Below are 19,933 nucleotides of genomic sequence, written 5' to 3'. Positions count from 1 at the left end.
AGTTACTTAACGGTAGTTAGCGTGACCAGCATCGCAGTGTTTTGGAGCGTGAGAGACCTTGGCCGGATCGGCTGACTTCGACCTGTACCGCCCGTCCGAGGAGCACGACATGCTCCGTGACGCCGTCCGCGCGCTGGCCGAGGCGAAGATCGCGCCGTACGCCGCCGCGGTGGACGAGGAGGCCCGCTTCCCGCAGGAGGCCCTGGACGCCCTGACCGCGAACGACCTGCACGCCGTACACGTACCCGAGGAGTACGGCGGCGCCGGCGCGGACGCGCTCGCCACGGTGATCGTGATCGAGGAGGTGGCCCGCGTCTGCGCCTCCTCCTCCCTCATCCCGGCCGTGAACAAGCTGGGCTCGCTGCCGGTGATCCTCTCCGGCTCCGAGGCGCTGAAGAAGAAGTACCTGACCCCGCTCGCCCAGGGCGACGGCATGTTCTCGTACTGCCTGTCCGAGCCCGACGCCGGCTCGGACGCGGCCGGCATGAAGACCCGGGCGGTCCGAGACGGCGACACCTGGGTCCTGAGCGGTGTGAAGCGCTGGATCACCAACGCCGGCGAGTCCGAGTACTACACGGTGATGGCGGTCACCGACCCCACCAAGCGCTCGAAGGGCATCTCCGCCTTCGTCGTCGAGAAGTCCGACGCGGGCGTCTCCTTCGGCGCCCCGGAGAAGAAGCTCGGCATCAAGGGCTCCCCGACCCGCGAGGTCTACCTGGACGACGTCCGCATCCCCGCCGACCGCATGATCGGCGAGGAGGGCACCGGCTTCGCCACCGCGATGAGGACGCTGGACCACACCCGCATCACCATCGCCGCCCAGGCCCTCGGCATCGCCCAGGGCGCCCTCGACTACGCCAAGGGCTACGTCACCGAGCGCAAGCAGTTCGGCAGGCCGATCGCCGACTTCCAGGGCGTCCAGTTCATGCTCGCCGACATGGCCATGAAGATCGAGGCCGCCCGCCAGCTCACCTACGCCGCCGCGGCGAAGTCCGAGCGCGGCGACAGCGACCTCACCTTCCAGGGCGCCGCCGCCAAGTGCTTCGCCTCCGACGTCGCCATGGAGGTCACCACCGACGCCGTCCAGCTCCTCGGCGGCTACGGCTACACCCGCGACTACCCGGTCGAGCGCATGATGCGCGACGCCAAGATCACCCAGATCTACGAGGGCACCAACCAGGTCCAGCGCATCGTCATGGCCCGCAACCTGCCGTAACGGCGGGCGGACCGGGCGGCGGAGGGCGTCCGGGGCCGGGCGCCCTCCGCTCTTTCCGGCCGCCGCGCGCCGTCACAGGAAGCGGCGGATCGGGGTGACCGCGGCCTCGGCGAGGCGTTCGGTCAGGGGACGGCGCCGCCAGCGGGCCGGGTCGACGGGCTCGCCCAGCTTGCGGTCGGCGTCGAAGTCGGCGTCCAGCGCGGCCGTGAAGTCCTCGTCGAGGACGGCCAGCATGACCTCCTCGTCGTGCTCCAGGGAGCGGCGGTTGAAGTTGGTGGAGCCGATGAGGGAGCAGACGCCGTCCACGGTGATGACCTTCGTGTGCAGCATGGTCGGCTGGTACTCCAGCACCTCCACGCCCGCGTCGACCAGGGTCTGGTAGTGCTGCCGGCCGGCCAGCCGGCAGGCCCGCTGGTCGGTGTGCGGCCCCGGCAGCAGGATCTCCACCCGCACGCCCCGGCGGGCGGCGGCGGCCAGGAGGTCGATGAAGTAGGTGTCGGGCGCGAAGTAGGCCGTGGACAGCCGGAAGCGCTCCCGCGCCGAGGTGATCATGACGCGCAGCAGTGTCTGCATGTCCTGCCAGCCGAAGCTGGCCGAGCCCCGTACCACCTGGACCGTGGCGTTCCCCGGCTGTTCCTGGGGGGTGAAGCGGTCGTGCTCGTCGTACAGGTCGTCGTGGCACTCGGCCCAGTTCTGGGCGAAGGCCGCCGCGATCCCGTCCACGGCGGGCCCCCGGACCCGTACGTGGGTGTCGCGCCACTCACCGGGGCCGCGGGCGTCGCCGCACCACTCCTGGGCTATGCCGACGCCCCCGGTGAACGCGGTGTGCTCGTCGGTCACCAGGACCTTGCGGTGGCAGCGGTGGTTCTGCCGCATCGGCGACAGATGGAGGGGCTTGCGGAACCAGGCCACCTGGACGCCGGCGTCGTCCATGGCGTCCAGCAGCTCCGGCTCGATCTCCTTGGCGCCGAAACCGTCCAGCAGCAGCCGTACCCGGACCCCCGAGCGGGCCCGCTCGGCCAGGGCGTCGGCGAACTCCCGCGCGATGTCGCCGCGCCAGTACACGAACGTCATCATGTCGACGGTGTGTTCCGCGGCGCGGATGGCCTCCAGCATCGCGGGGAAGATCCGGTCGCCGTTGCGCAGCGGCACGAGTTCGTTGCCCTCGGTCGCGGCGATGCCGATGAGCCGTTCCAGCCGTCTGCGCAGCCGCTGTCTCTCCGCCTGTGGTGTCATGTGCGCCTTCCCTGATCCGTTCGTTCCCGCCCCGTCTCTTTTTTCCGCTGCCGGTGCTTCCAAGCAGGGACGTGGTCCGGGCCGTCCTGTGGTGGTCATGGGGACGGGGGCGTAGGACGGAGAGGGCGGGGGCCGAACCCCGGCCCTCTCCGTCCCCCTGGGAGGAACCATGACCCAGCAGCAGCCGACCACGGAACCGATGAGCCAGGAGACGCAGGACTGCGTCCAGGCGTGCATGGCCTGCCACGGTGTGTGCGAGGAGACCATGAGCTCCTGTCTGCAGACGGGCGGCGAGGCCCGGATGCCGATCATGCGGGCGCTCATGGACTGCTCGGAGATGACCCGCATGTGCGCGGACATGATGATGCGCCGCTCGCCGCTGGCGAACGAGATGTGCATGATGTGCGCGCAGGCCTGCGACATGTGCGCCGAGGCGTGCATGTCCATGCCGGACGACGAGCGGATGACGCGCTGTGCCGAGTCCTGCCGTCGCTGCTCCGAGATGTGCCGCTCCATGGCGGGCGCCACGATGTGACGCCGTCGCCGGACACGGCCGTGGGCACCCCGCGCGGGGTGCCCACAGCCGGTTTCAGTTGCCCTTGACGGTGACCTTCTCGTCGTTGTTCAGCTGGCTCACCAACTGCTTCACCTTCGTCTTGTCCCAGAGCAGGTTGCCGCCGGTGGAGCCCGCGATCGGCATGTTCATGGACGTGCCCTCGCCGCCGCTGACGCCCTTCATCGACCAGAACATGTCGGCCAGGTCGAACAGGCCCATGTCCTTGTCGACGATCAGGGAGTCCAGCCCGGCGCCCATCGTCGGGTAGAGCTTGAAGGGGTTGAGGACCGTGCCGGGCGTGGCCACCTGGTTGGCGAGGGCGGAGAGGAACTTCTGCTGGTTCTTCGTACGGTCCAGGTCGGAGCCCGCCAGCGCGTACCGGGTGCGGACGAAGGCGAGGGCCTCCTCGCCGTTCAGGGTCTGCTTGCCCTTCTTGAGGTCGGCGCCGGACTTGGTGTCCTTGATGTCCTGCGGGATGTCCATCTCCACGCCGCCGACCGCGTCCACGATGCTCGCGAAGCCGCCGAAACCGATCTCCACGTAGTGGTCGATGTGCAGGCCGGTGTTGAACTCGACCGTGCGGACCAGCAGTTCGGGCCCGTCCTCGGCGTAGGCGGCGTTGAGCTTCACCTGCCGGCCGGTGCCGGGGTAGCTCTTGCCCGACTCGGAGCCCACGAAGGACGGGATCTCGACGTTCGAGTCCCGGGGCAGCGAGATCAGGGTGGGGCCGTTGTCGCCGGTGTGCAGGATCATCATCGAGTCCGTGCGCTTGCCGTCGGCGGACCCGGTGTGCAGCTTCTTCTTGTCCTCGGCGGTCATGCCCTCGCGGCTGTCGGAGCCGACGATGAGGTAGTTGGTGCCCTCGCCCTTCTCGGGGCGGTCGATCACCTTCGACAGGTCGACGTCGCGGTTGAGCTTGGAGTCGGCCCAGAAGTACGTGCCGACGGTCGTCACGACCAGCACGGTGACGACGGTGATCGCCGTCCACTTGATGCGGCGGCGCCAGTCCGGCGCGGGACGCTGCGGGGCGTAACCGCCGTCGCCGCCCGGCCCGCCGGGGACACCGCCGCCGGGCGTGCCGTAGACCTGGCCGGTGTTGTAGCCGCTGTCGTAGCCGCCGCCACTGCCGTGTCCGTCCACGTACGACGGCTGCTGCGGGACACCGCCGTACGCGCCCTGCCCGGGAGGGGCCGCCGGGCCGCGGCGGACCTGCCGCATGACACGGGCGCCCTCGGGCCGTGCGCTCGCGCTGCCGCGTCCGTAACGTCCGCCGCGGTTGTCGTCGGACCGTGCCTCGGGCCAATCAGTCATGGAAGACAGTGTGCAGGTCCCGGCTGTGCGCCATACAAGGGTCGTCGGAAAATCAGGGCCCCGCTGTTGCGAAGCTGACACAAATTCCGCAGATGTGACCTCGGCATAAGGTGGAGGCCATGACAGACCAGGCCCCTGCCGCAGCCACGGAGAGTCCGGACATCCCGGGCAAGCCCACCTCGGCGTCCCGTACGACCCTCAGCCACATCATGACCCACAACGACACCAACCTGCTGGGCACGGTACACGGTGGGGTGATCATGAAGCTGGTCGACGACGCGGCGGGCGCCGTCGCCGGACGGCACTCCGGAGGGCCTGCCGTCACCGCCTCCATGGACGAGATGGCCTTTCTGGAGCCGGTCCGCGTCGGTGATCTGGTCCATGTGAAGGCCCAGGTCAACTGGACCGGACGGACCTCGATGGAGGTCGGGGTGCGGGTGCTGGCCGAGCGCTGGAACGAGTCCGCGCCGGCCACCCAGGTCGGCTCGGCGTACCTGGTGTTCGCGGCCGTCGACGCCGACGGGAAGCCGCGCCGGGTGCCGCAGGTGACGCCGGAGACCGAGCGGGACAGGCGCCGCTACCAGGAGGCCCAGATCCGCCGCGCCCACCGGCTGGCCCGCCGCCGGGCGATCATGGAACTCCGCGAGAAACGAGCCGCGGAGGGCTTCGAGGACTGACCCTCGCCACAGGGGGCGCGGAGCTGTGCCGCTGTACGGCTCCGCCGCGTGGACGCGAAGGGGGCCTGGTCCCAAAGGGGCGCGGGGAACTGCGCAAGGGGGTCTGGGGGCGGAGCTCCCAGGGACGGGAAGGGAAGGGGCGGCGGGGGCGAAAAACCGCGCAACGGCCCGACCCGCCCGGCCCGCCTGCCCCGCCTGCCCCGCCTGGCCCGCCTGCCCCGCCTGGCCCGCCTGGCCCGCCTGGCCCGCCTGGCCCGCCTGGCCCGCCTGGCCCGCCTGGCCCGCCTGGCCCGCCTGGCCCGCCCGGCCCGCCCGGCCCGCCTGGCCCGCCCGGCCCGCCTGGCCCGCCCGGCCCGCCCGGCCCGCCCGGCCCGGCCCGACCCGCCTGGCCCGCCGGACGGCCCGAACCGCCCGGCCCGCCGGACGGCCCGGCGTTCAGGAACAACCCACCTCGTCCCCCCGCACCACCCCGAACTCGCCCTGGCCCGGGTCCTGCGCCCGTACCTTGCGGACCTTCTCGAAGTCGGCGCCCGCGATCACCTTCAGCGTGGCGCCCTGGCCCTTCACCGCGCGCAGCTCGCTGCCGGGAAGGGCCGCCGCGAGGGATTTCGCGGAGCGGTCCCAGCGGGGGTCGTAGGCGACGACCGTCCGTCTCACGTCCTGGTGCGCCGCGTTGGCCGGGGCGCGGGTGGTGGCGAAGCCGGTCGCCGCCAGCGCGGCGTCCACCCGCCGGCCGAGGCCCGTGGTGCGGGTGCCGTTCTCGACCTGGACGCGGATCTGCCGGGGGTCCACCGGGACGCGGAGCGCCGCGTCGGGGGTGCGGCGCACGGAGAGCGGCTCGTCCCGGCGCAGCGCCTCGAAGATGCGCTCGGACTTCCCGGTGTCCCACTTCAGCGTCGAGCCGGCGCCCTTCACGGTGTGTCTCATGTCGGAGATCGGCACGGTGGTGAACTCGGAGGAGGAGGGCGAGAAGTTCCGCATCGCCCGGCCGAGGTCCAGGAGCTCGCCGGTGCCGAACCCCTTGTCGGCGCGGACCGAGCCGAGCACCGCCCGGGTCACGTCCCGGAACTTCAGCGGGTTCAGCAGGATGCCGGAGGAGGTGACCCGGTCCACCAGGGCCGCCATGAAGTGCTGCTGGCGCCTCATCCGGCCGAGGTCGGAGGCGCCGTCGACGTGCCGGGAGCGGACGTACTGCAGGGCCTGGCCGCCTTCGAGGGTGTGCCGGCCGGCGGGCAGGTCGAGGCCGGTGTTGCCGTCCTTCAGCCGTCTGTCGGTGCAGACCTCGACGCCGCCGACCACGTCCACGGTCTTCATGAAGCTGGTGAAGTCGACCTCCAGGTAGTGGTCGATCTTCACCCGGGTCATCTTCTCGACCGTACGCACGGTCAGCCGGGGCCCGCCCTCGGCGTACGCCGCGTTCAGTCTGACGGGGTGCCCCTTGTGCCGCTCGCCGCTCACGCGGTCGGTGTGCGGGGGCGTCACGGCGTACGAGTCGCGGGGCAGGCTGACCACGGCGGCCCGCTCGCGGTCCGCCGAGATGTGCACGATCATGATCGTGTCGGTGCAGTGGCAGGGCTCCCCGCCGAGCCGGTACCTCTCCCGGTCGGCCTCGCCGATCCTCTCCCGGCCGTCGGTGCCGACGAGCAGGATGTTCATGCCGTGACCGGCCTCGGGGCGGTTCTTCATGTCGCGGAACGGGTCGACCCGGGCGATGTCCTCGTCGAGGCCGCTCATCACCGCGTGCCCGATCCCGGCGGAGGCGAGCACCACGACCGACAGCGTGGTGACGGTGCGCATGACCCAGCGCGGCTTCCCGCGCGGCGGCGCGGGGGACGCGGTCGACGCGGTGGGCCGCCGGCCCTCGCGGGCCGGCCGCGGGGGACGCTGCGGTGCGGTGCGGGGCCGGGGGGACCGCGGCGGCGTGGGCAAGGGGGACACCTCCGGACGACGGCCGTGCGTGGGATCGTGAGCACGGTAGGCCGATACGATCTGCGGCCCGGCACATCGCCCCCGGCGCGCGCGTCGGTGTCCCCCGTTCGCGGTAACGTGAGGGCCCTATGAACGCCAATCCCGACGTGCGGCTCCCCGCCGTTTCCGTGATCATGCCCGTCCTCAACGAGGAGCGGCACCTGCGCGGCGCCGTCCGCGCGATCCTCGCCCAGGAGTACGCCGGCGAGATGGAGGTCGTGATCGCCCTCGGTCCGTCCACGGACCGCACGGACGAGATCGCGGCCGAGCTCGTGGCCGAGGACCCGCGGGTGCACACCGTGCCCAATCCGACCGGCCGCACCCCGGCCGCCCTCAACGCGGCGATCAAGGCCTCGCGCCATCCGGTCGTGGTCCGCGTCGACGGGCACGGGATGCTCTCCCCGAACTACATCGCGACCGCCGTACGGCTCCTGGAGGAGACCGGCGCGCAGAACGTCGGCGGCATCATGCACGCCGAGGGGGAGAACGACTGGGAGCACGCCGTCGCCGCCGCGATGACGTCGAAGATAGGTGTGGGCAACGCCGCCTTCCACACCGGCGGCGAGGCCGCCCCCGCCGAGACGGTGTACCTGGGTGTGTTCCGGCGCGAGGCGCTGGAGCAGCAGGGCGGGTACAACGTGGAGTTCATCCGCGCCCAGGACTGGGAGCTGAACTTCCGCATCCGTGAGGCCGGCGGGCTGATCTGGTTCTCGCCGGAGCTGAAGGTGTCGTACCGGCCCCGGCCGAGCGTGCGGGCGCTGGCCAAGCAGTACAAGGACTACGGGCGTTGGCGGCACGTCGTGGCCCGCTACCACTCCGGTTCCATCAACCTGCGCTACCTGGCCCCGCCGGCCGCGGTGTGCGCGATCGCGGCCGGGGTCGTGGTCGGCGCCGCGCTGACCCCGTGGGGCTTCGTGGTGCCCGGCGGCTACCTCGCGGCGATCGCGCTGGGGTCCGTACCGGCCGGCAAGGGGCTGCCGCTCAGGGCGCGGCTGCAGATCCCGGTGGCGCTGGCCACCATGCACATGTCGTGGGGCTGGGGCTTCCTGACCAGCCCGAAGTCCCTGGCGAAGAAGGTCATCGCGTCGCGCCGGCCCGCCGTCACCGCGGACGCGCCGGCCGCCTGACGTCATCGCGCCGGCCGCCCCGGCCGGAAGGGGACGGAACCTTGGCGGTGCGGGTCCCGGAGGGCTTTTCGTGGGCCGTCGATCGGACGACGGCCCACGAGCCGCGACGGGCGGGGCTCGTGGGCCGTCGGGCGAGCGCCGTCAGCCGCAGTGGACGCCGTAGTTGATGCGCGTGTAGTTGGACTCGGCGCGGCCGCCCCAGTCGATGCAGGCACCCGGGGCGTAGAGGTAGACGGGCCCCGCGTAGTAGTTGTAGACGCCGTCGTCCTGCGTGCCGGCCGGCCACGAGGTCGACGTGCTGTGACGCCGCAGGTTGGCGCCCAGGATCTGGGGCGTGCCCGGGGCGTCGCCCACGGTCACGACACAGTTGTATCCGGTGGAGCTGTTGTAGGTCAGGAACGTGTTGCCCTCGCCCACATCCATCGAGTCGATCACTTTGTAACCTGAACCACAGGCGCTGTTGTACGAGGCGGCCGCCGCGGTACCGGTCATGAGGACCGTTCCGGTGATGGCGAGGCCGAGGACTGCGGCGGCGGACGTGAGCCGTCTCGGAATGCGCATGACGTTCTCCTGTGTCGGGCTTGTCGTGATGGCGAAGGCGACGGGCTGGAAGGCCGGTTGTCGCCTGGGGCGGCCGGCAGGGATGCCGTGGCCCCGCGATCGCACCGGCGCGAGTCCGGTCACTGGTGGGGCCTTACGAGACCCTGGCGGAGGACCTTGGCCTGGAGCCGCCCAAGATCATTATATGGCGGAGGCGGGCAGGGGAACCCCGTACGGGGAGATGGCTGGAAAGGCGGGGTCGATGGCCGATAAGCGCATCACCGGTGCGGAACGGCCTGCCTGCCCAGGAGCCCGACGACCGGCGCCGTCCCGCCCTCCCGACCGCGGTGTGCGCGATGGCGGCCGGGAAGGGGATCGTCGCGTTCACTCCGGTCGTGCGTTCACCAGGTGAAGCCCGGGCTGACGTGCATGCACGCCTTGTCGTCGGCGCCGTTGAGCGCCTGCGCCGACTCGGGGGTGGTGTTGTCCTCCTTCGGCGCCTTGTACGTCGTGCCCTCGCGCCAGTCGGCGCCCACGACGAGCGTGACGCCGGACACCTCGGTGGAGTGCTGCACCGCGCTCGCCGGGACGCCGAGGGCGTCGGCGATACGGCGGGCGTCGCCCTCCAGGTCGGCGCTGGGGTACTCCACCACCGTCCGCTTCTCGCTGAGGGCGCTGGTGGTGTCGGGGGTCGCCGCGGTGAAGCCCTGCTCCTTCAGCGCCGCCACGACCGTGCTGGTCCGCCCCGGGGCGGCGGCGAGGGTGTCGGTGCGGGTGCCGTTGCGGACCTGTACGGCGATGTCGGCGTCGTCGGCGACCGGGTCCGACGGCGTCTTCTCCTCGGTCTTCACCGGCTCGGCGTCCTTGCCGTCGAGGGCGATGTCCTCGCGTACCAGACGGAACAACTGCTCGGCGTCCTCGGTCGGTTCCACGCGGGCGCCCACGTACCGGTTGGGCATCGTCGTCATGGTGATGCGCTCCGGCTCCACCTTGCGCAGCTCGGTGCTCAGGTCGTAGAGCTTCTTCACCGTGTCGAGGCCGGGGTCGACGGTGAGCGCCTCGGTGGCCTTCTCGGCGAGCCTGCGCAGCTTGTTGGGGTTGCTCAGCGTGGCGTTCTCACGCAACTCGCGGACCAGCGAGTTCATGTACATGTGCTGCGCCTTGGCGCGGGCGAGGTCGCTGCCGTCCTCGAAGCCGTAGCGCGTGCGCAGCCATTGCAGGGCCTGCTCGCCCTTCACCGGGTGGGTGCCCTTCTCCAGCTTCAGTCCGGAGCCGTGGCCCTGGCCGTCGCGCGAGTGGATGTTGGCGTCGACGCACACCGGGACTCCGCCGACCGCGTCCGCCATGGAGACCACGCCGGCGAAGTCGACCATGACGAAGTGGTCGATGTGGATGCCGGTGAGCTCCTGCCAGGTGGCCACCGCGCAGCCCGGACCGCCGTGGCCGAGGCTCTGGTTGGTCATCGTCCGCCCATCGCTCGCCGGGTACACCGTCCCGTCGTCCGGGTCGGTGCACTTGGGGATCTCGAGCAGGGTGTCGCGCGGCATGCTCACCACGGACATGTTGGAGCGGTCGGCGGACAGATGCACCAGCATCTGCACGTCGGCGAGCGGGGTGGAGCCGAACGTCTCGCGGGCACCGCCGAGTTGCCGGTTCTCCTCGGTGTCCCGCGCGTCGCTGCCGATGAGCAGGATGTTCAGCGGGGTCTGCCCGGCCGCGTTCGGCGTCGGCTCGGCGACCTTGGTGTCGCCCAGGTTCAGGGCGTCCTTCTTGATGTTGTGGTTCAGCTGCCGGTAGTACAGGTAACCCGCCCCCGCCGTACCGACTGTGAGCAGGGCGAGGACGGCCGCGAACCATTTGAGCAGTCGGCGTGCGCGGCGCGGGCGGGTGCCGTCCGCACCTTTGCCTCTGCCTTCGTCCGCGCCCTCGGTCGGACTTTCGTCCGGGTCCACCTCACGCTCGCCGTCACCGAGCGTATTTGGTGCGGCGCTCCGCGTCACTGCCGCCGTTCTCCCCACTCCTGGCAACCCCTCGCCTCGTGAAGCAGGCCCGTCCTGCGTCCTGTTAGACGCACGACGGGCCCGTCAGTTGCCCCGGTAATCCAACCGACTTCAACAAGTTATGCGGGGGCGGCGGGAGGCCAGGAGCCCGCGGCGCGCTACCAGCGGTACGGCTTGTACACGTCCATGCACTTGCCCGTCTCCGCGCCGTTGAGGGCGTCGGCGTCGTCCGGCAGATCGCCGGCGGCGGGCGTCGACTGCTTCGGATAGGCCGTGCCCTCACGCCAGTCCGCGCCGATCACGACCGTGACACCGGAGACGTCGGCGGACTGCTCGACCGAACTCGCCGGAACGCCCAGTGACTCGGCCACCCGCCGGGCGTCCCCCTGCGAGCCGGCGGCCGGATACCGTACGACGGTCCGCTCCTCGGCGAGCGCGCGGGAGGTGTCCGGCGCGGCGCGGGTGAAGCCCTTCGTCACCAGGGACCGGGCGATCGCGCTCGCCCGGCCGCTGACGGGGCCGAGAGTCGCGGACCGGGTGGCGTTCTGGACGAGGACGCCGATCTCGGCGTCCGGGGCCGGCGGGCCGTCGTCCGGCAGGCCGGGTCCCGGCTCTTCCCGCACACCGCTCCGCGTCACCGTCTCCCCCTCGCGCCACGCGACGGGCCTGCCCCGCGCCCTGTAGGACGCGGAACAGGCCCCTCAGGTCACTTGGCGCACTCGACCTTGTCCGCCGTGGACTTCTGAGCGTCATCGGGCACGTCCGCTGCGGCCGCGTTGAGTTTGACGCCCGCGCCCTTGAAGTCCTTGCCGAGGGTCAGCGTCATCGCGGGCAGGCCCTGCGCGTTGGTGACGCTCTCGCCCGGCTTCATCGCCGCCCCCGACAGACCCAGGATGTCGGCCAGACGGCGTGCCTGGGCGGCCTGGTCAGGGGCGTACTCCAGCGTCGTCTTGCTCAGTTCCTCGGGCGCGTTGCCGGCGTTCTCCGACTTCTCGACGCCCTGGTCCACCTGCAGCCAGCTGAGGGTCTCCTGGGCGCTGCCGGCTTCGGCGCCGCCGTTCATGATCTGCACCCGGACCTCGGAGGCCGGCGCCTTCTCGCCCTTCAGCCGGGCGGCGACGGCGGCCTTCTCCTTCTTCTCCTGCTGCTTGACCTCGGTGAAGGAGACGTCGTTCTTGACCATGTCGAAGACCTGCTGGGCGGATTCCTCCTTCAGCACGACGGTCACCGGCGTCTTCTCGGCCGGGTTGTCCTTCACCGGCACGGTCGCGAAGGTCAGGTTCTTGACGTTGAGCTTGCCCAGCTCCAGACCGAGGTCCTTGAGCTTGTTGATGCTGTCCAGCTGGGAGTCGACGGTGAGCGCCTTGGTGCCCGCCTCCGCCAGCTTGATCATCTTCGTCGGGCTGGTGAGCGTGTCGTTCGACTTCAGCTTCCGCATCAGCGAGCTCAGGAACTGCTGCTGCAGCTCGATCCGGCTCAGGTCGCCGCCGAAGCCGACCGAGTGCCGGGTACGGACGAACGCCAGCGCGTCCTCACCCTCGATGGTGTGCGTGCCCTTGGGCAGCTTCAGATGCGAGTCCGGGTCGTCGATGTCCTTGGCCAGACACACCTCGACGCCGCCGACGGCCGACGTCAGCGTCTTCACCGCGTTGAAGTCGGCCACCATGAAGTTGTCCGGCGTGATGCCGGTCAGCTCCGTCACCGTCCGCATGGTGCAGCTGGGCGTACGGCCGTCCTGGCCGAGGCTGGTGTTGAAGCGGACGCCGACGGAGCCCGGGATGATCTTCTCGCTGCCGTCCTCCTGCTCCGTCGGGCAGTCGGGGACGTCGACTATCAGGTCACGCGGAATGCTCAACGCGGTCGCGTTGGAGCGGTCCTTGGAGACGTGCAGCAGGAGCGTGGTGTCGGCGTGCCCCTCGCTGCCTTTGTCGCCGTAGCCGTCGTTGCCCGAGCCGGTGCGCTTGTCGGTGCCGATCAGCAGGATGTTGATCGCCTTGTCCTTGCTGAAGCCGCCCGTGCTGGCGCCGTCGTCGGAGACGGCCTGGATGTTGTCGTTCAGATGCTCCAGATAGAGGTACCCGGCCGTACCGGCCGCGAGCACCACGAACGCCATCGTGCCGCCGGTCCACAGCAGGGCTTTCCTCGTCTTCGACTTCTTCTTCGCCGGCCGGCGCCCGCGCCGCCCCGGGGGCGGCTCCTCCGGCGCGCCCCGGCGTCTGCGCTGCGGCGGCACCTCACGGTCCGGGGTCTCCCGGTCCGGTGCCTCCCGCTCGCGTCCGGGCGCGCGGCCCGACGGCGCCGGTCGGCCACGCCCCGCGCCCGGGGGGCGTGGCCGACGTGGGCCGGGGACCGCCGATTGCGGTGCGGAAGGGCCCAGTCGCAGTTCGTATTCGCCGGTGTCCGGGTTGAGCACCCACTGGTCTGCGGGATCGATGTTCTCCGCCCGCCCACGGCCTTGCGCGTCCACGTCGCTTGAATCCTCCGTCGGGCCCACGCGGCGCCTTTCCCCTCCCAAGGCGCTCGGGTCTGTCACACAGTGCGGGATTCTCAGGACAGGCCTGAAGGAACGGACGCACCGGAGCGCTCACACTAACGGTCCTGATCGAGTGGAAGCGACGGCGGTGACGAATTCCACTTCCTCACAAGTGGGCAATCCGCCCATTTCCTCGGACAAAGGTGCGGCGCCTTGGAGTTGCCTTGGAGCAGGCTTTACGCACAGGTGTCCTCGGCGGCCGAGTTCCCCGAGAACGTCGGCGCCGGAGAGGGGTTGCCGGACGCCTTCCCGGATTCCTTTTCCGTGCCCTTCCGGTCACCGTCCGTGGCGACGACCACGGGTGCGTCCCTGCGCAGCCGCTCGAACAGTTCCTCCGCGGCGGGCTGCGCGAGTTGGTCCCGATTCGCGTTCCCGGCGTACGGCTCCCGGGGAACGGTCAGGAATCGCACGCCTTCCGTGGGGATGTCCCGCAGCCCGCGCACGAGGTCGTACAGACTGCGCAGACTGGCCAGTCCCGGGTCGGTGGTGAGGGACGAGGTGGCCGCGTCCAGAACGGGATACAGCTTCACCGGATTCAGCAGTACGTCATTGCCGCTCACCTTGTTGACGAGCGCGCCGAGGAAGCGCTGCTGCCGCTCCATACGGCTGGTGTCGCTGCCGTCGCCGAGGGACTTGCGGGCCCGGACGTAACCGAGCGCCTGCTCCCCGTCCAGCGTCACCCGGCCCGCCGGCAACTTCAGCTCGGCGTCCTCGTCGTCGACGGGCTCGCGCAGGCACACCTCGACGCCGTCCACCGCGTCGACCATGTCCCTGAACCCGGCGAAGTCGACGACCACGTGATGGTCGACACGGATGTCGGTGAGCTTCTCCACCGTACGGATGGTGCACGCCGAACCACCCACGGAAAAAGCGGAGTTGAACATCGTGAACGCCGGCTCGGAACGCGCGCCGCCGGGGCGGCGGCAGCCGGGCACGTGCACCATCAGGTCCCGGGGGATGGACACCGCGGTGGCGCTGCGCCGGCCCGTCGACAGATGCAGCAGGATCACGGTGTCCGACCGCTCCGACCCCGCGTCGTGCCCGTAATGGGCGTTCTCCTCCCCCGAGCGGGAGTCCGAGCCGATCAGGAGGATGTTCCGGGCGTCCTTGACGAGCGCGGTGGGGCGCTCCTCGTCGTACCGGGCGAGTTCGGCGGCCGCCGCCTCGTCCGGGGTGATGTTCCGCTCCAGCTTCATGTACACCACCCACCCGGCGGCCGCCGCGCCGAGCAGCACGACGCCGACACCCAGCCCGGCCCCGAGCGCCCACCGCCGCCGCCGGCGCCGGGCCCGCCCACGCCCGCTCGCCGAGGCCCCGTGCACGCCCGCGGGCTCACTCATCCCAGCGCCACCCCTCACCACGTACGGTCCCGTACGACGATGCCGCGCACCCCCGCGCCGGGCGGGGCGCTGCTGCGCCGAACGAAGGAGAACCCAACACGAACGGCCGACACGCCCCGCTTTCCGCGGGAGTCGGGCCCGCACCCCCGCACTCCGCGGGCAGTCGTGCCTCCCCCAGTGCCTCAAGGGCCTGGGAGGTACCCCAGGGCGGTGGGGGAAGGTGGGCGGTGGGGGTACCTCCCGCTCATGGGGGTACCTCCCGCTCGAGCGAAGTCGAGAGTGGGGGAGGCACCCCGTAAGCGCCGGCCGCGCTACCCACCCCCGGCTCACGGCAGCCCGGGCCGGCTCGAAACGCCCCGAACACCCCCCGGTGGGGGCGGGCGTCAGCGCGCGATCACAGTCACCCGCTCACTCTCCACCCGCTTGTCCAACCCCTCACTCCCCAGCGCCCTCAGATGACGGCACAGCACCACGGACCCACCGCTCGCCAACGGCCCGTACAGCCCCGCGCACAGCCCCTCCCACGTGTCGTAGGACAACCCGGACAGCACCCGCGCCCCCGGCCCCGTGAGCCCCAGTCCCGCCGCCTCCGCCCGAGCCCGCTCCACCACCTCCGCCCCGCTGAACTCCCGCCCCGCCACGATCAGCGCGGGTTCCTCCGGATCCACCGGCGTGTACGGCACGAACCGGTCCCCCTGCCCCGGCACCTCGACCGCGTAATCGGCGAAGCCGTCCGGCCGCTGCGGAAACCGCCCGCCGAGCGGCCTGAGCGCCAGCGCGATCCGCGGCCCCGAACAGCCCCGCGCCGCCGACAGCGACTCCGGCTCCGGACCGCTCACCACCGCATCCGCCGCCGCCGGGTTCCCGGCCACGTCCGCGACCACGCCCACCGACGCGCACGCCAGCAGCCAGACCGCCGTCTGCCAGTGCGCGGGCAGCAGCAGGGCCACCCGGTCACCGGGCTCCACGGACAGCTCGTCCTGGAGGAGATTGGCGGTCTTGGCCACCCAATTGGCGAAGGTGGCCACGGACAATTCGACGCGTTCGCCCGTGGCGTCGTCGTAGAAGGTCACCAGGGGGCGTCCCGGGTCCGCGGTCAGCGCGGAACTCAGCAGGTCGGCAGGGGTGCGGTCGGTGGCGTTCACCCGCGCAAGCGTACGCGGACCCGCCCGCGCGCACCGCCCGTCGGGGGCACCGGTTCGGGGGAACGCGCTCCGACGGGCCGTCAACTCCCCGATGGACAGATTTGTCTGACTATGTCCAAGCTCGGGGGCATGCGTGGAATTCTTGCTTCCTCAATCGGTGTCACCTGCGCCGCCGCCCTCGCCCTCCCGCTCGCCCCGCCCGCAACCGCGGCGGACGCGAGACCGGCGCCGACGGCAGAAGCGGCCACGCGCGCAGCGGTGACGGCCCGGCCCGACGTCCCCGGCAGCACCCAGTCGCTGCCCCTGAGACCCCTCACCCGTGACCGCGCCTCCGGTGCCGACGTCCTCGGCCTCGCCCCACGGGCCGTACGGCCCTTCTCCCTCCTCGGCGTCGTCTGGGACGACCCCGCCGCCGAACTCCACGGCCGCGTCCAGGTCCGCACCCGGGAGGCCGGCACCGGCGCCTGGTCGGACTGGCGGTACGTCGAGACGCACTACGCCGACCACGGGGCCGATCCGGGCAGCGCGGAGGGGACCGCGGACGGGGTGCGCGGCGCCACGGCACCGCTGTGGGTGGGGGAGTCGGACGGGGTGGAGATCCGGGTGCTGCCGGAGCCCGGTGAGGGCGTGGGCGAGGGCGAGGTGACAGGGGTCGATGAGCCCGGGGCCGGCGACCACTCGGTGCTGCCCCCCGGGCTGCGGCTCGAACTCGTCGACCCGGGGGACGAGGCCCTGGAGGGCCCGCGCACCGGCGTCATGAGCGCCGAGGCGACCGCCGCCTCCGCGGCCAACTCCGCCCTCGCGCCGCTCGGCACCCTGGAGATCCCCGAGCTGGACGGCGAGCAGACCCGGCAGGAGTACCTCACCCTGCGCGGGACCGAACCGACCGAGCAGCAGCGGGCCAAGCCGTACATCGGGCCGCGCCCCGCCATCGTCACCCGGCGCGGCTGGGGAGCCGACGAGAGCCTGCGGGAGAAGCGGTTCGTGTACACCGGCAAGGTCAAGGCGGCCTTCGTGCACCACACCGCCTCCGGCAACAACTACAAGTGCTCGCAGGCCCCTTCGCTCATCCGCGGGTTCTACCGCTACCACGTACGGAGCCTGGGCTGGCGGGACATCGGCTACAACTTCCTCGTCGACAAGTGCGGCAGGATCTACGAGGGCCGGGCCGGGGGAGTGGCGAAGCCGGTCAAGGGGGCCCACACCATGGGCTTCAACACCGACACCACGGGCATCGCGGTGATCGGTTCCTACGGCTCCAAGAAGCCGTCCTCCTCCGCCGTGAAGGCCGTCGCCCGGATCACCGCGTGGAAACTCGGACTGCACGGGATGAATCCGCGCGCCAAGACATATCTGAAGTCCGCCGGTGGCAATCTCTACCGAAAAGGTAAGAAGGTGCGACTGAACGTGATCTCCGGTCACCGGGACGGGTTCAACACCTCGTGCCCAGGGGGGAAGCTCTACAAGAAGCTCGGCACCGCGCGCTCCAAGGCGGCCCGCTACCAGGGCCGCTGAGGCGGGCCGGGCGCTCCTTCCTGCCGGAGCCGGTCTGCATACACTGGCCGGCCGAAAGACAGTTCGGCCGGTCCCGGCAGGAAGCAGAGACGACAGGTGACAGAAGCGATCCTCCTGGTCGGCGGCAAGGGCACGCGGCTGCGACCGCTCACGGTGCACACGCCCAAACCCATGGTCCCGGCGGCCGGAGTGCCTTTCCTCACGCACCAGCTCGCGAGAGCGAGAGCGGCGGGCGTCGAGCACATCGTCCTGGCCACGTCCTACCTGGCCGAGGTCTTCGAGCCGTACTTCGGCGACGGGGCGGCCCTGGGGCTGCACATCGAGTACGTGACGGAGGAGGAGCCGCTCGGCACGGGCGGCGCCATCCGGAACGTCGCGTCCCGGCTGCACTCCGGGCCGGACGAGCCGGTGCTGATCTTCAACGGGGACATCCTGACGGGGCTGGACATCCGGGCGCTGGTACGGACGCACGAGACGACCGGCGCGGACGTCTCGCTGCACCTGACGAAGGTGACGGATCCACGGGCGTACGGGCTGGTGCCCACGGACGGTACGGGGAGGGTGCTCGCCTTCCTGGAGAAGCCGCAGACACCGGAGGAGATCGTCACCGACCAGATCAACGCGGGGGCGTACGTGTTCCGCCGGTCGGTGATCGACACGATCCCGGCGGGGCGGGCGGTGTCGGTGGAGCGGGAGACGTTCCCGGGGCTGCTGGCGGCAGGGGCGCACCTGCAGGGGATGGTCGACTCCACGTACTGGCTGGACCTGGGGACCCCGGCGGCCTTCGTACGGGGCTCGGCGGATCTGGTGCTGGGCCGTGCGCCGTCACCGGCGGTGCCCGGACACTGCGGGGACCGGCTGGTGCTGCCCACGGCGACCGTGGCACCGGACGCGAAACTGGCGGGCGGGACGGTGGTGGGCGAGGGCGCGTTCGTGGCGGAGGGCGCGCGCGTCTTCGGCAGCACGATCCTGCCGGGGGCGGTGATCGAGCCGGGCGCGGTCATCACCGACTCGCTGATCGGTACGCGGGCACGGGTGGGCGAACGCTCGGTCCTCACCGGCACGGTCATAGGCGACGGCGCGACCGTAGGCCCCCACAACGAACTCCGCGAGGGCGCCCGAGTCTGGTGCGACGCGACGATCCCGGCGGGAGCGGTCCGCTTCTCCTCAGACCAGTAACACCCGCACTGCAACGTCCGGTGGAGGATGCCCGCACTGCAACGTCCGGTGGGGGATGCCCGCGCTGCGGCGTCCGGTGGGGGATGCCCGCGCTGCAACGTCCGGTGGGGGATGCCCGCGCTGCGGCGTCCGGTGGGGGATGCCCGCGCTGCAACGTCCGGTGGGGGATGCCCGCACTGCGGCGTTCGGTCCGGTGGGTGGGATGCCTGCGGCGCAGCTTTCGGTCCGGTGGGGGCGTGCGTAGCGCCTGCGGTCGGTGGGTGGGTCGGGGGGGGGGGGGGGGGGGGGGGGGGGGGGGGGGGGGGGGGGGGGGGGGGGGGCGGGGTCGGGGGTGTCCGCCCTCGGACTGGCACGGATCACGTTGCTCGGAGGGGGTGCGGGGCGCGGACGCGCCAGCCGCTGCGGGCGGCCACCCCCGCCCCGTCCCCTTCCCGCCGTCTTCCACTATCCGCGGGCAGTCGTGCCGCTGGGGCGGCACGGGTGGGCGCGACGGCACCCCGTAAGCGCCGGGCCGCGCAACCCACCCCCGCCCCACACCAACGCGGGGCCACGCCCCGGAACACCGGCCCAGCCAACCCTCAAAGCCGCCCGATATCCCCGTACGGCATCCGCGGCGCCCGCCGCCCCGGCACCCTCCCGCTCAACAGGATCAACCGCGCGGCCCGATGCCGCTGCCCCGCGTACGGCTCCAACAGCGACAGCATCACCGCGTCATCCGCGTACCGGTCCCCCGCGAGCGCCCACCCCACGATCCCCGGCAGATGCAGATCTCCCACGGTCACCGCGTCCACCGCCCCGTGACTCCGCTGCACCGTCTCCGCCGACGTCCACGGCCCGATCCCCGACACCAGCTCCAACCGCGCCTGCGCTTCGGCGGCAGGCATCCCCACCGCCTCCTCCAGCCGCGCAGCGACCCGCACCGCCCGCAGAACCGTCGACGCCCGCTTGTCGTCGACCCCGGCCCGGTGCCACTCCCAGGAGGGAATCAACGCCCACGTCCGCGGCGCCGGCATCACCGACATCCGTTCCGGCGCGGGCCCGGGCGCCGGCTCCCCGTACTTCCGTACCAGCAGCCGCCACGCCCGATACGCCTCACCCGTCGTGACCTTCTGCTCCAGAACCGACGGAATCAGCGACTCCAGCACCAGCCCGGTCCGCGTCAGCCGCAGCCCCGGACGCCGGTGCCGGGTCAGCGCCAGCAGCTTGTGCCGGGGCACGAAGGCGGACGGATCGTCGGCGGCACCGAGCATCTCCGGCAGTCCGTCCAGGAGCCAGTCGGCGCCCGGCCCCCACGCCTCCCCCCGGATCTCCCCGGCACGCCCCGTCACCCGGAGCGTCCCCGGACCCGCCGGCGTCAGGCTGGCCCGCCACACGGAACCGTCCGGCAGCGCCCGGAACGTCGGATCGCCCGGCCCTCGTCGCAGCGGTCCGAGGACCAGCCCGAGGTCCAGGGGGCCCTCCGGTACCCATGTCCGTACGCGGGCCGGTGCCGGTGCCGGGCGGGGGGTTCCCCCGGGCACGGTGACATGCCCGCCACGCACCGTCGTACGAGTCGGGCGGGGTGCGAAACGTCCTGCCACGAGAGATCCC

At 71.8% G+C, this 19,933-nt stretch carries 15 protein-coding genes and 1 pseudogene; 6 read left to right on the top strand and 10 right to left on the bottom strand.

Annotated elements, in window-relative coordinates:
- Positions 1–58: 58 nt before the first annotated feature.
- The gene (locus ACIA6T_RS32870) at positions 59–1,216 is read left to right on the top strand and encodes an acyl-CoA dehydrogenase (protein ID WP_399450177.1); all 1,158 of its coding nucleotides are present in this window, start codon (positions 59–61) and stop codon (positions 1,214–1,216) included.
- 72 nt (positions 1,217–1,288) lie between these two features.
- On the opposite strand, the gene ACIA6T_RS32865 is transcribed toward ACIA6T_RS32870, so the two are convergent.
- Positions 1,289–2,452, bottom strand: a complete 1,164-nt coding sequence (locus ACIA6T_RS32865) for a phosphatidylserine/phosphatidylglycerophosphate/cardiolipin synthase family protein (protein ID WP_385059368.1) — start codon at positions 2,450–2,452, stop codon at positions 1,289–1,291.
- Between the two features lie 169 nt (positions 2,453–2,621).
- On the opposite strand from ACIA6T_RS32865, the gene ACIA6T_RS32860 reads away from it, so the two are divergent.
- Positions 2,622–2,987, top strand: coding sequence for a four-helix bundle copper-binding protein (locus ACIA6T_RS32860; protein WP_399450176.1), 366 nt, complete (start codon positions 2,622–2,624; stop codon positions 2,985–2,987).
- Positions 2,988–3,041: 54 nt separating this feature from the next.
- Here the strand turns inward: ACIA6T_RS32860 and ACIA6T_RS32855 are convergent, their stop codons facing one another.
- A complete protein-coding gene (locus ACIA6T_RS32855; protein WP_399450174.1) occupies positions 3,042–4,319 on the bottom strand; it encodes an LCP family protein in 1,278 nt (425 codons plus the stop codon).
- A 119-nt stretch (positions 4,320–4,438) separates the two neighbouring features.
- Between ACIA6T_RS32855 and ACIA6T_RS32850 the strand changes: the two genes are divergently transcribed.
- Entirely contained in the window at positions 4,439–4,996 is a 558-nt protein-coding gene (locus ACIA6T_RS32850) for an acyl-CoA thioesterase (RefSeq protein WP_385059155.1), read from the top strand.
- Between the two features lie 435 nt (positions 4,997–5,431).
- Here the strand turns inward: ACIA6T_RS32850 and ACIA6T_RS32845 are convergent, their stop codons facing one another.
- The gene (locus ACIA6T_RS32845; protein WP_399450173.1) at positions 5,432–6,793 is read right to left on the bottom strand and encodes an LCP family protein; all 1,362 of its coding nucleotides are present in this window, start codon (positions 6,791–6,793) and stop codon (positions 5,432–5,434) included.
- 260 nt (positions 6,794–7,053) lie between these two features.
- Here ACIA6T_RS32845 and ACIA6T_RS32840 point away from each other — a divergent pair, with 260 nt between their 5' ends.
- Positions 7,054–8,091, top strand: coding sequence for a glycosyltransferase family 2 protein (locus ACIA6T_RS32840; RefSeq protein WP_399450171.1), 1,038 nt, complete (start codon positions 7,054–7,056; stop codon positions 8,089–8,091).
- Positions 8,092–8,232: 141 nt separating this feature from the next.
- Here ACIA6T_RS32840 and ACIA6T_RS32835 read toward each other — a convergent pair whose 3' ends face one another.
- The 6 genes and pseudogenes from ACIA6T_RS32835 to ACIA6T_RS32810 all read right to left on the bottom strand — a co-directional run bounded on the left by ACIA6T_RS32835 (position 8,233) and on the right by ACIA6T_RS32810 (position 15,649).
- Positions 8,233–8,652, bottom strand: a complete 420-nt coding sequence (locus tag ACIA6T_RS32835; RefSeq protein ID WP_399450169.1) for a spore-associated protein A — start codon at positions 8,650–8,652, stop codon at positions 8,233–8,235.
- A gap of 380 nt (positions 8,653–9,032) precedes the next feature.
- On the bottom strand, positions 9,033–10,631 hold the full coding sequence (locus tag ACIA6T_RS32830; protein ID WP_399450168.1) for an LCP family protein: 1,599 nt from the start codon (positions 10,629–10,631) through the stop codon (positions 9,033–9,035).
- Positions 10,632–10,789: 158 nt separating this feature from the next.
- A pseudogene (locus tag ACIA6T_RS32825) lies at positions 10,790–11,215 on the bottom strand (LytR C-terminal domain-containing protein); the annotation flags it as partial.
- 122 nt (positions 11,216–11,337) lie between these two features.
- A complete protein-coding gene (locus ACIA6T_RS32820) occupies positions 11,338–13,098 on the bottom strand; it encodes an LCP family protein (protein ID WP_399450167.1) in 1,761 nt (586 codons plus the stop codon).
- A 242-nt stretch (positions 13,099–13,340) separates the two neighbouring features.
- On the bottom strand, positions 13,341–14,504 hold the full coding sequence (locus ACIA6T_RS32815; RefSeq protein ID WP_399450166.1) for an LCP family protein: 1,164 nt from the start codon (positions 14,502–14,504) through the stop codon (positions 13,341–13,343).
- Between the two features lie 383 nt (positions 14,505–14,887).
- Positions 14,888–15,649 carry a TIGR03089 family protein gene (locus tag ACIA6T_RS32810; RefSeq protein ID WP_399450165.1) on the bottom strand — a complete coding sequence of 254 codons (762 nt, stop codon included), beginning with the start codon at positions 15,647–15,649 and terminating at the stop codon, positions 14,888–14,890.
- A 129-nt stretch (positions 15,650–15,778) separates the two neighbouring features.
- On the opposite strand from ACIA6T_RS32810, the gene ACIA6T_RS32805 reads away from it, so the two are divergent.
- Both ACIA6T_RS32805 and ACIA6T_RS32800 read left to right on the top strand, forming a co-directional pair.
- Positions 15,779–17,164, top strand: coding sequence for a peptidoglycan recognition protein (locus ACIA6T_RS32805; protein WP_399450164.1), 1,386 nt, complete (start codon positions 15,779–15,781; stop codon positions 17,162–17,164).
- 96 nt (positions 17,165–17,260) lie between these two features.
- Entirely contained in the window at positions 17,261–18,343 is a 1,083-nt protein-coding gene (locus tag ACIA6T_RS32800; RefSeq protein WP_399450163.1) for a sugar phosphate nucleotidyltransferase, read from the top strand.
- Positions 18,344–18,921: 578 nt separating this feature from the next.
- Here the strand turns inward: ACIA6T_RS32800 and ACIA6T_RS32795 are convergent.
- A complete protein-coding gene (locus ACIA6T_RS32795; RefSeq protein ID WP_399450162.1) occupies positions 18,922–19,923 on the bottom strand; it encodes a DNA-3-methyladenine glycosylase family protein in 1,002 nt (333 codons plus the stop codon).
- Between the last annotated feature and the right edge of the window lie 10 nt (positions 19,924–19,933).

The organism is Streptomyces sp. NPDC051740, from assembly GCF_044453165.1.
Lineage (GTDB): Bacteria > Actinomycetota > Actinomycetes > Streptomycetales > Streptomycetaceae > Streptomyces > Streptomyces atrovirens.
This window is presented reverse-complemented; position numbering and strand designations above follow the sequence as displayed.

Bases quoted from the DNA above. Each gene is read 5' to 3' on its own strand.
- ACIA6T_RS32865 (WP_385059368.1), bottom strand. From the start codon at position 2,452: ATGACACCACAGGCGGAGAGACAGCGGCTGCGCAGACGGCTGGAACGG.
- ACIA6T_RS32860 (WP_399450176.1), top strand. From the start codon at position 2,622: ATGACCCAGCAGCAGCCGACCACGGAACCGATGAGCCAGGAGACGCAG.
- ACIA6T_RS32855 (WP_399450174.1), bottom strand. From the start codon at position 4,319: ATGACTGATTGGCCCGAGGCACGGTCCGACGACAACCGCGGCGGACGT.
- ACIA6T_RS32850 (WP_385059155.1), top strand. From the start codon at position 4,439: ATGACAGACCAGGCCCCTGCCGCAGCCACGGAGAGTCCGGACATCCCG.
- ACIA6T_RS32845 (WP_399450173.1), bottom strand. From the start codon at position 6,793: ATGCGCACCGTCACCACGCTGTCGGTCGTGGTGCTCGCCTCCGCCGGG.
- ACIA6T_RS32840 (WP_399450171.1), top strand. From the start codon at position 7,054: ATGAACGCCAATCCCGACGTGCGGCTCCCCGCCGTTTCCGTGATCATG.
- ACIA6T_RS32835 (WP_399450169.1), bottom strand. From the start codon at position 8,652: ATGCGCATTCCGAGACGGCTCACGTCCGCCGCCGCAGTCCTCGGCCTC.
- ACIA6T_RS32815 (WP_399450166.1), bottom strand. From the start codon at position 14,504: ATGAGTGAGCCCGCGGGCGTGCACGGGGCCTCGGCGAGCGGGCGTGGG.
- ACIA6T_RS32805 (WP_399450164.1), top strand. From the start codon at position 15,779: ATGCGTGGAATTCTTGCTTCCTCAATCGGTGTCACCTGCGCCGCCGCC.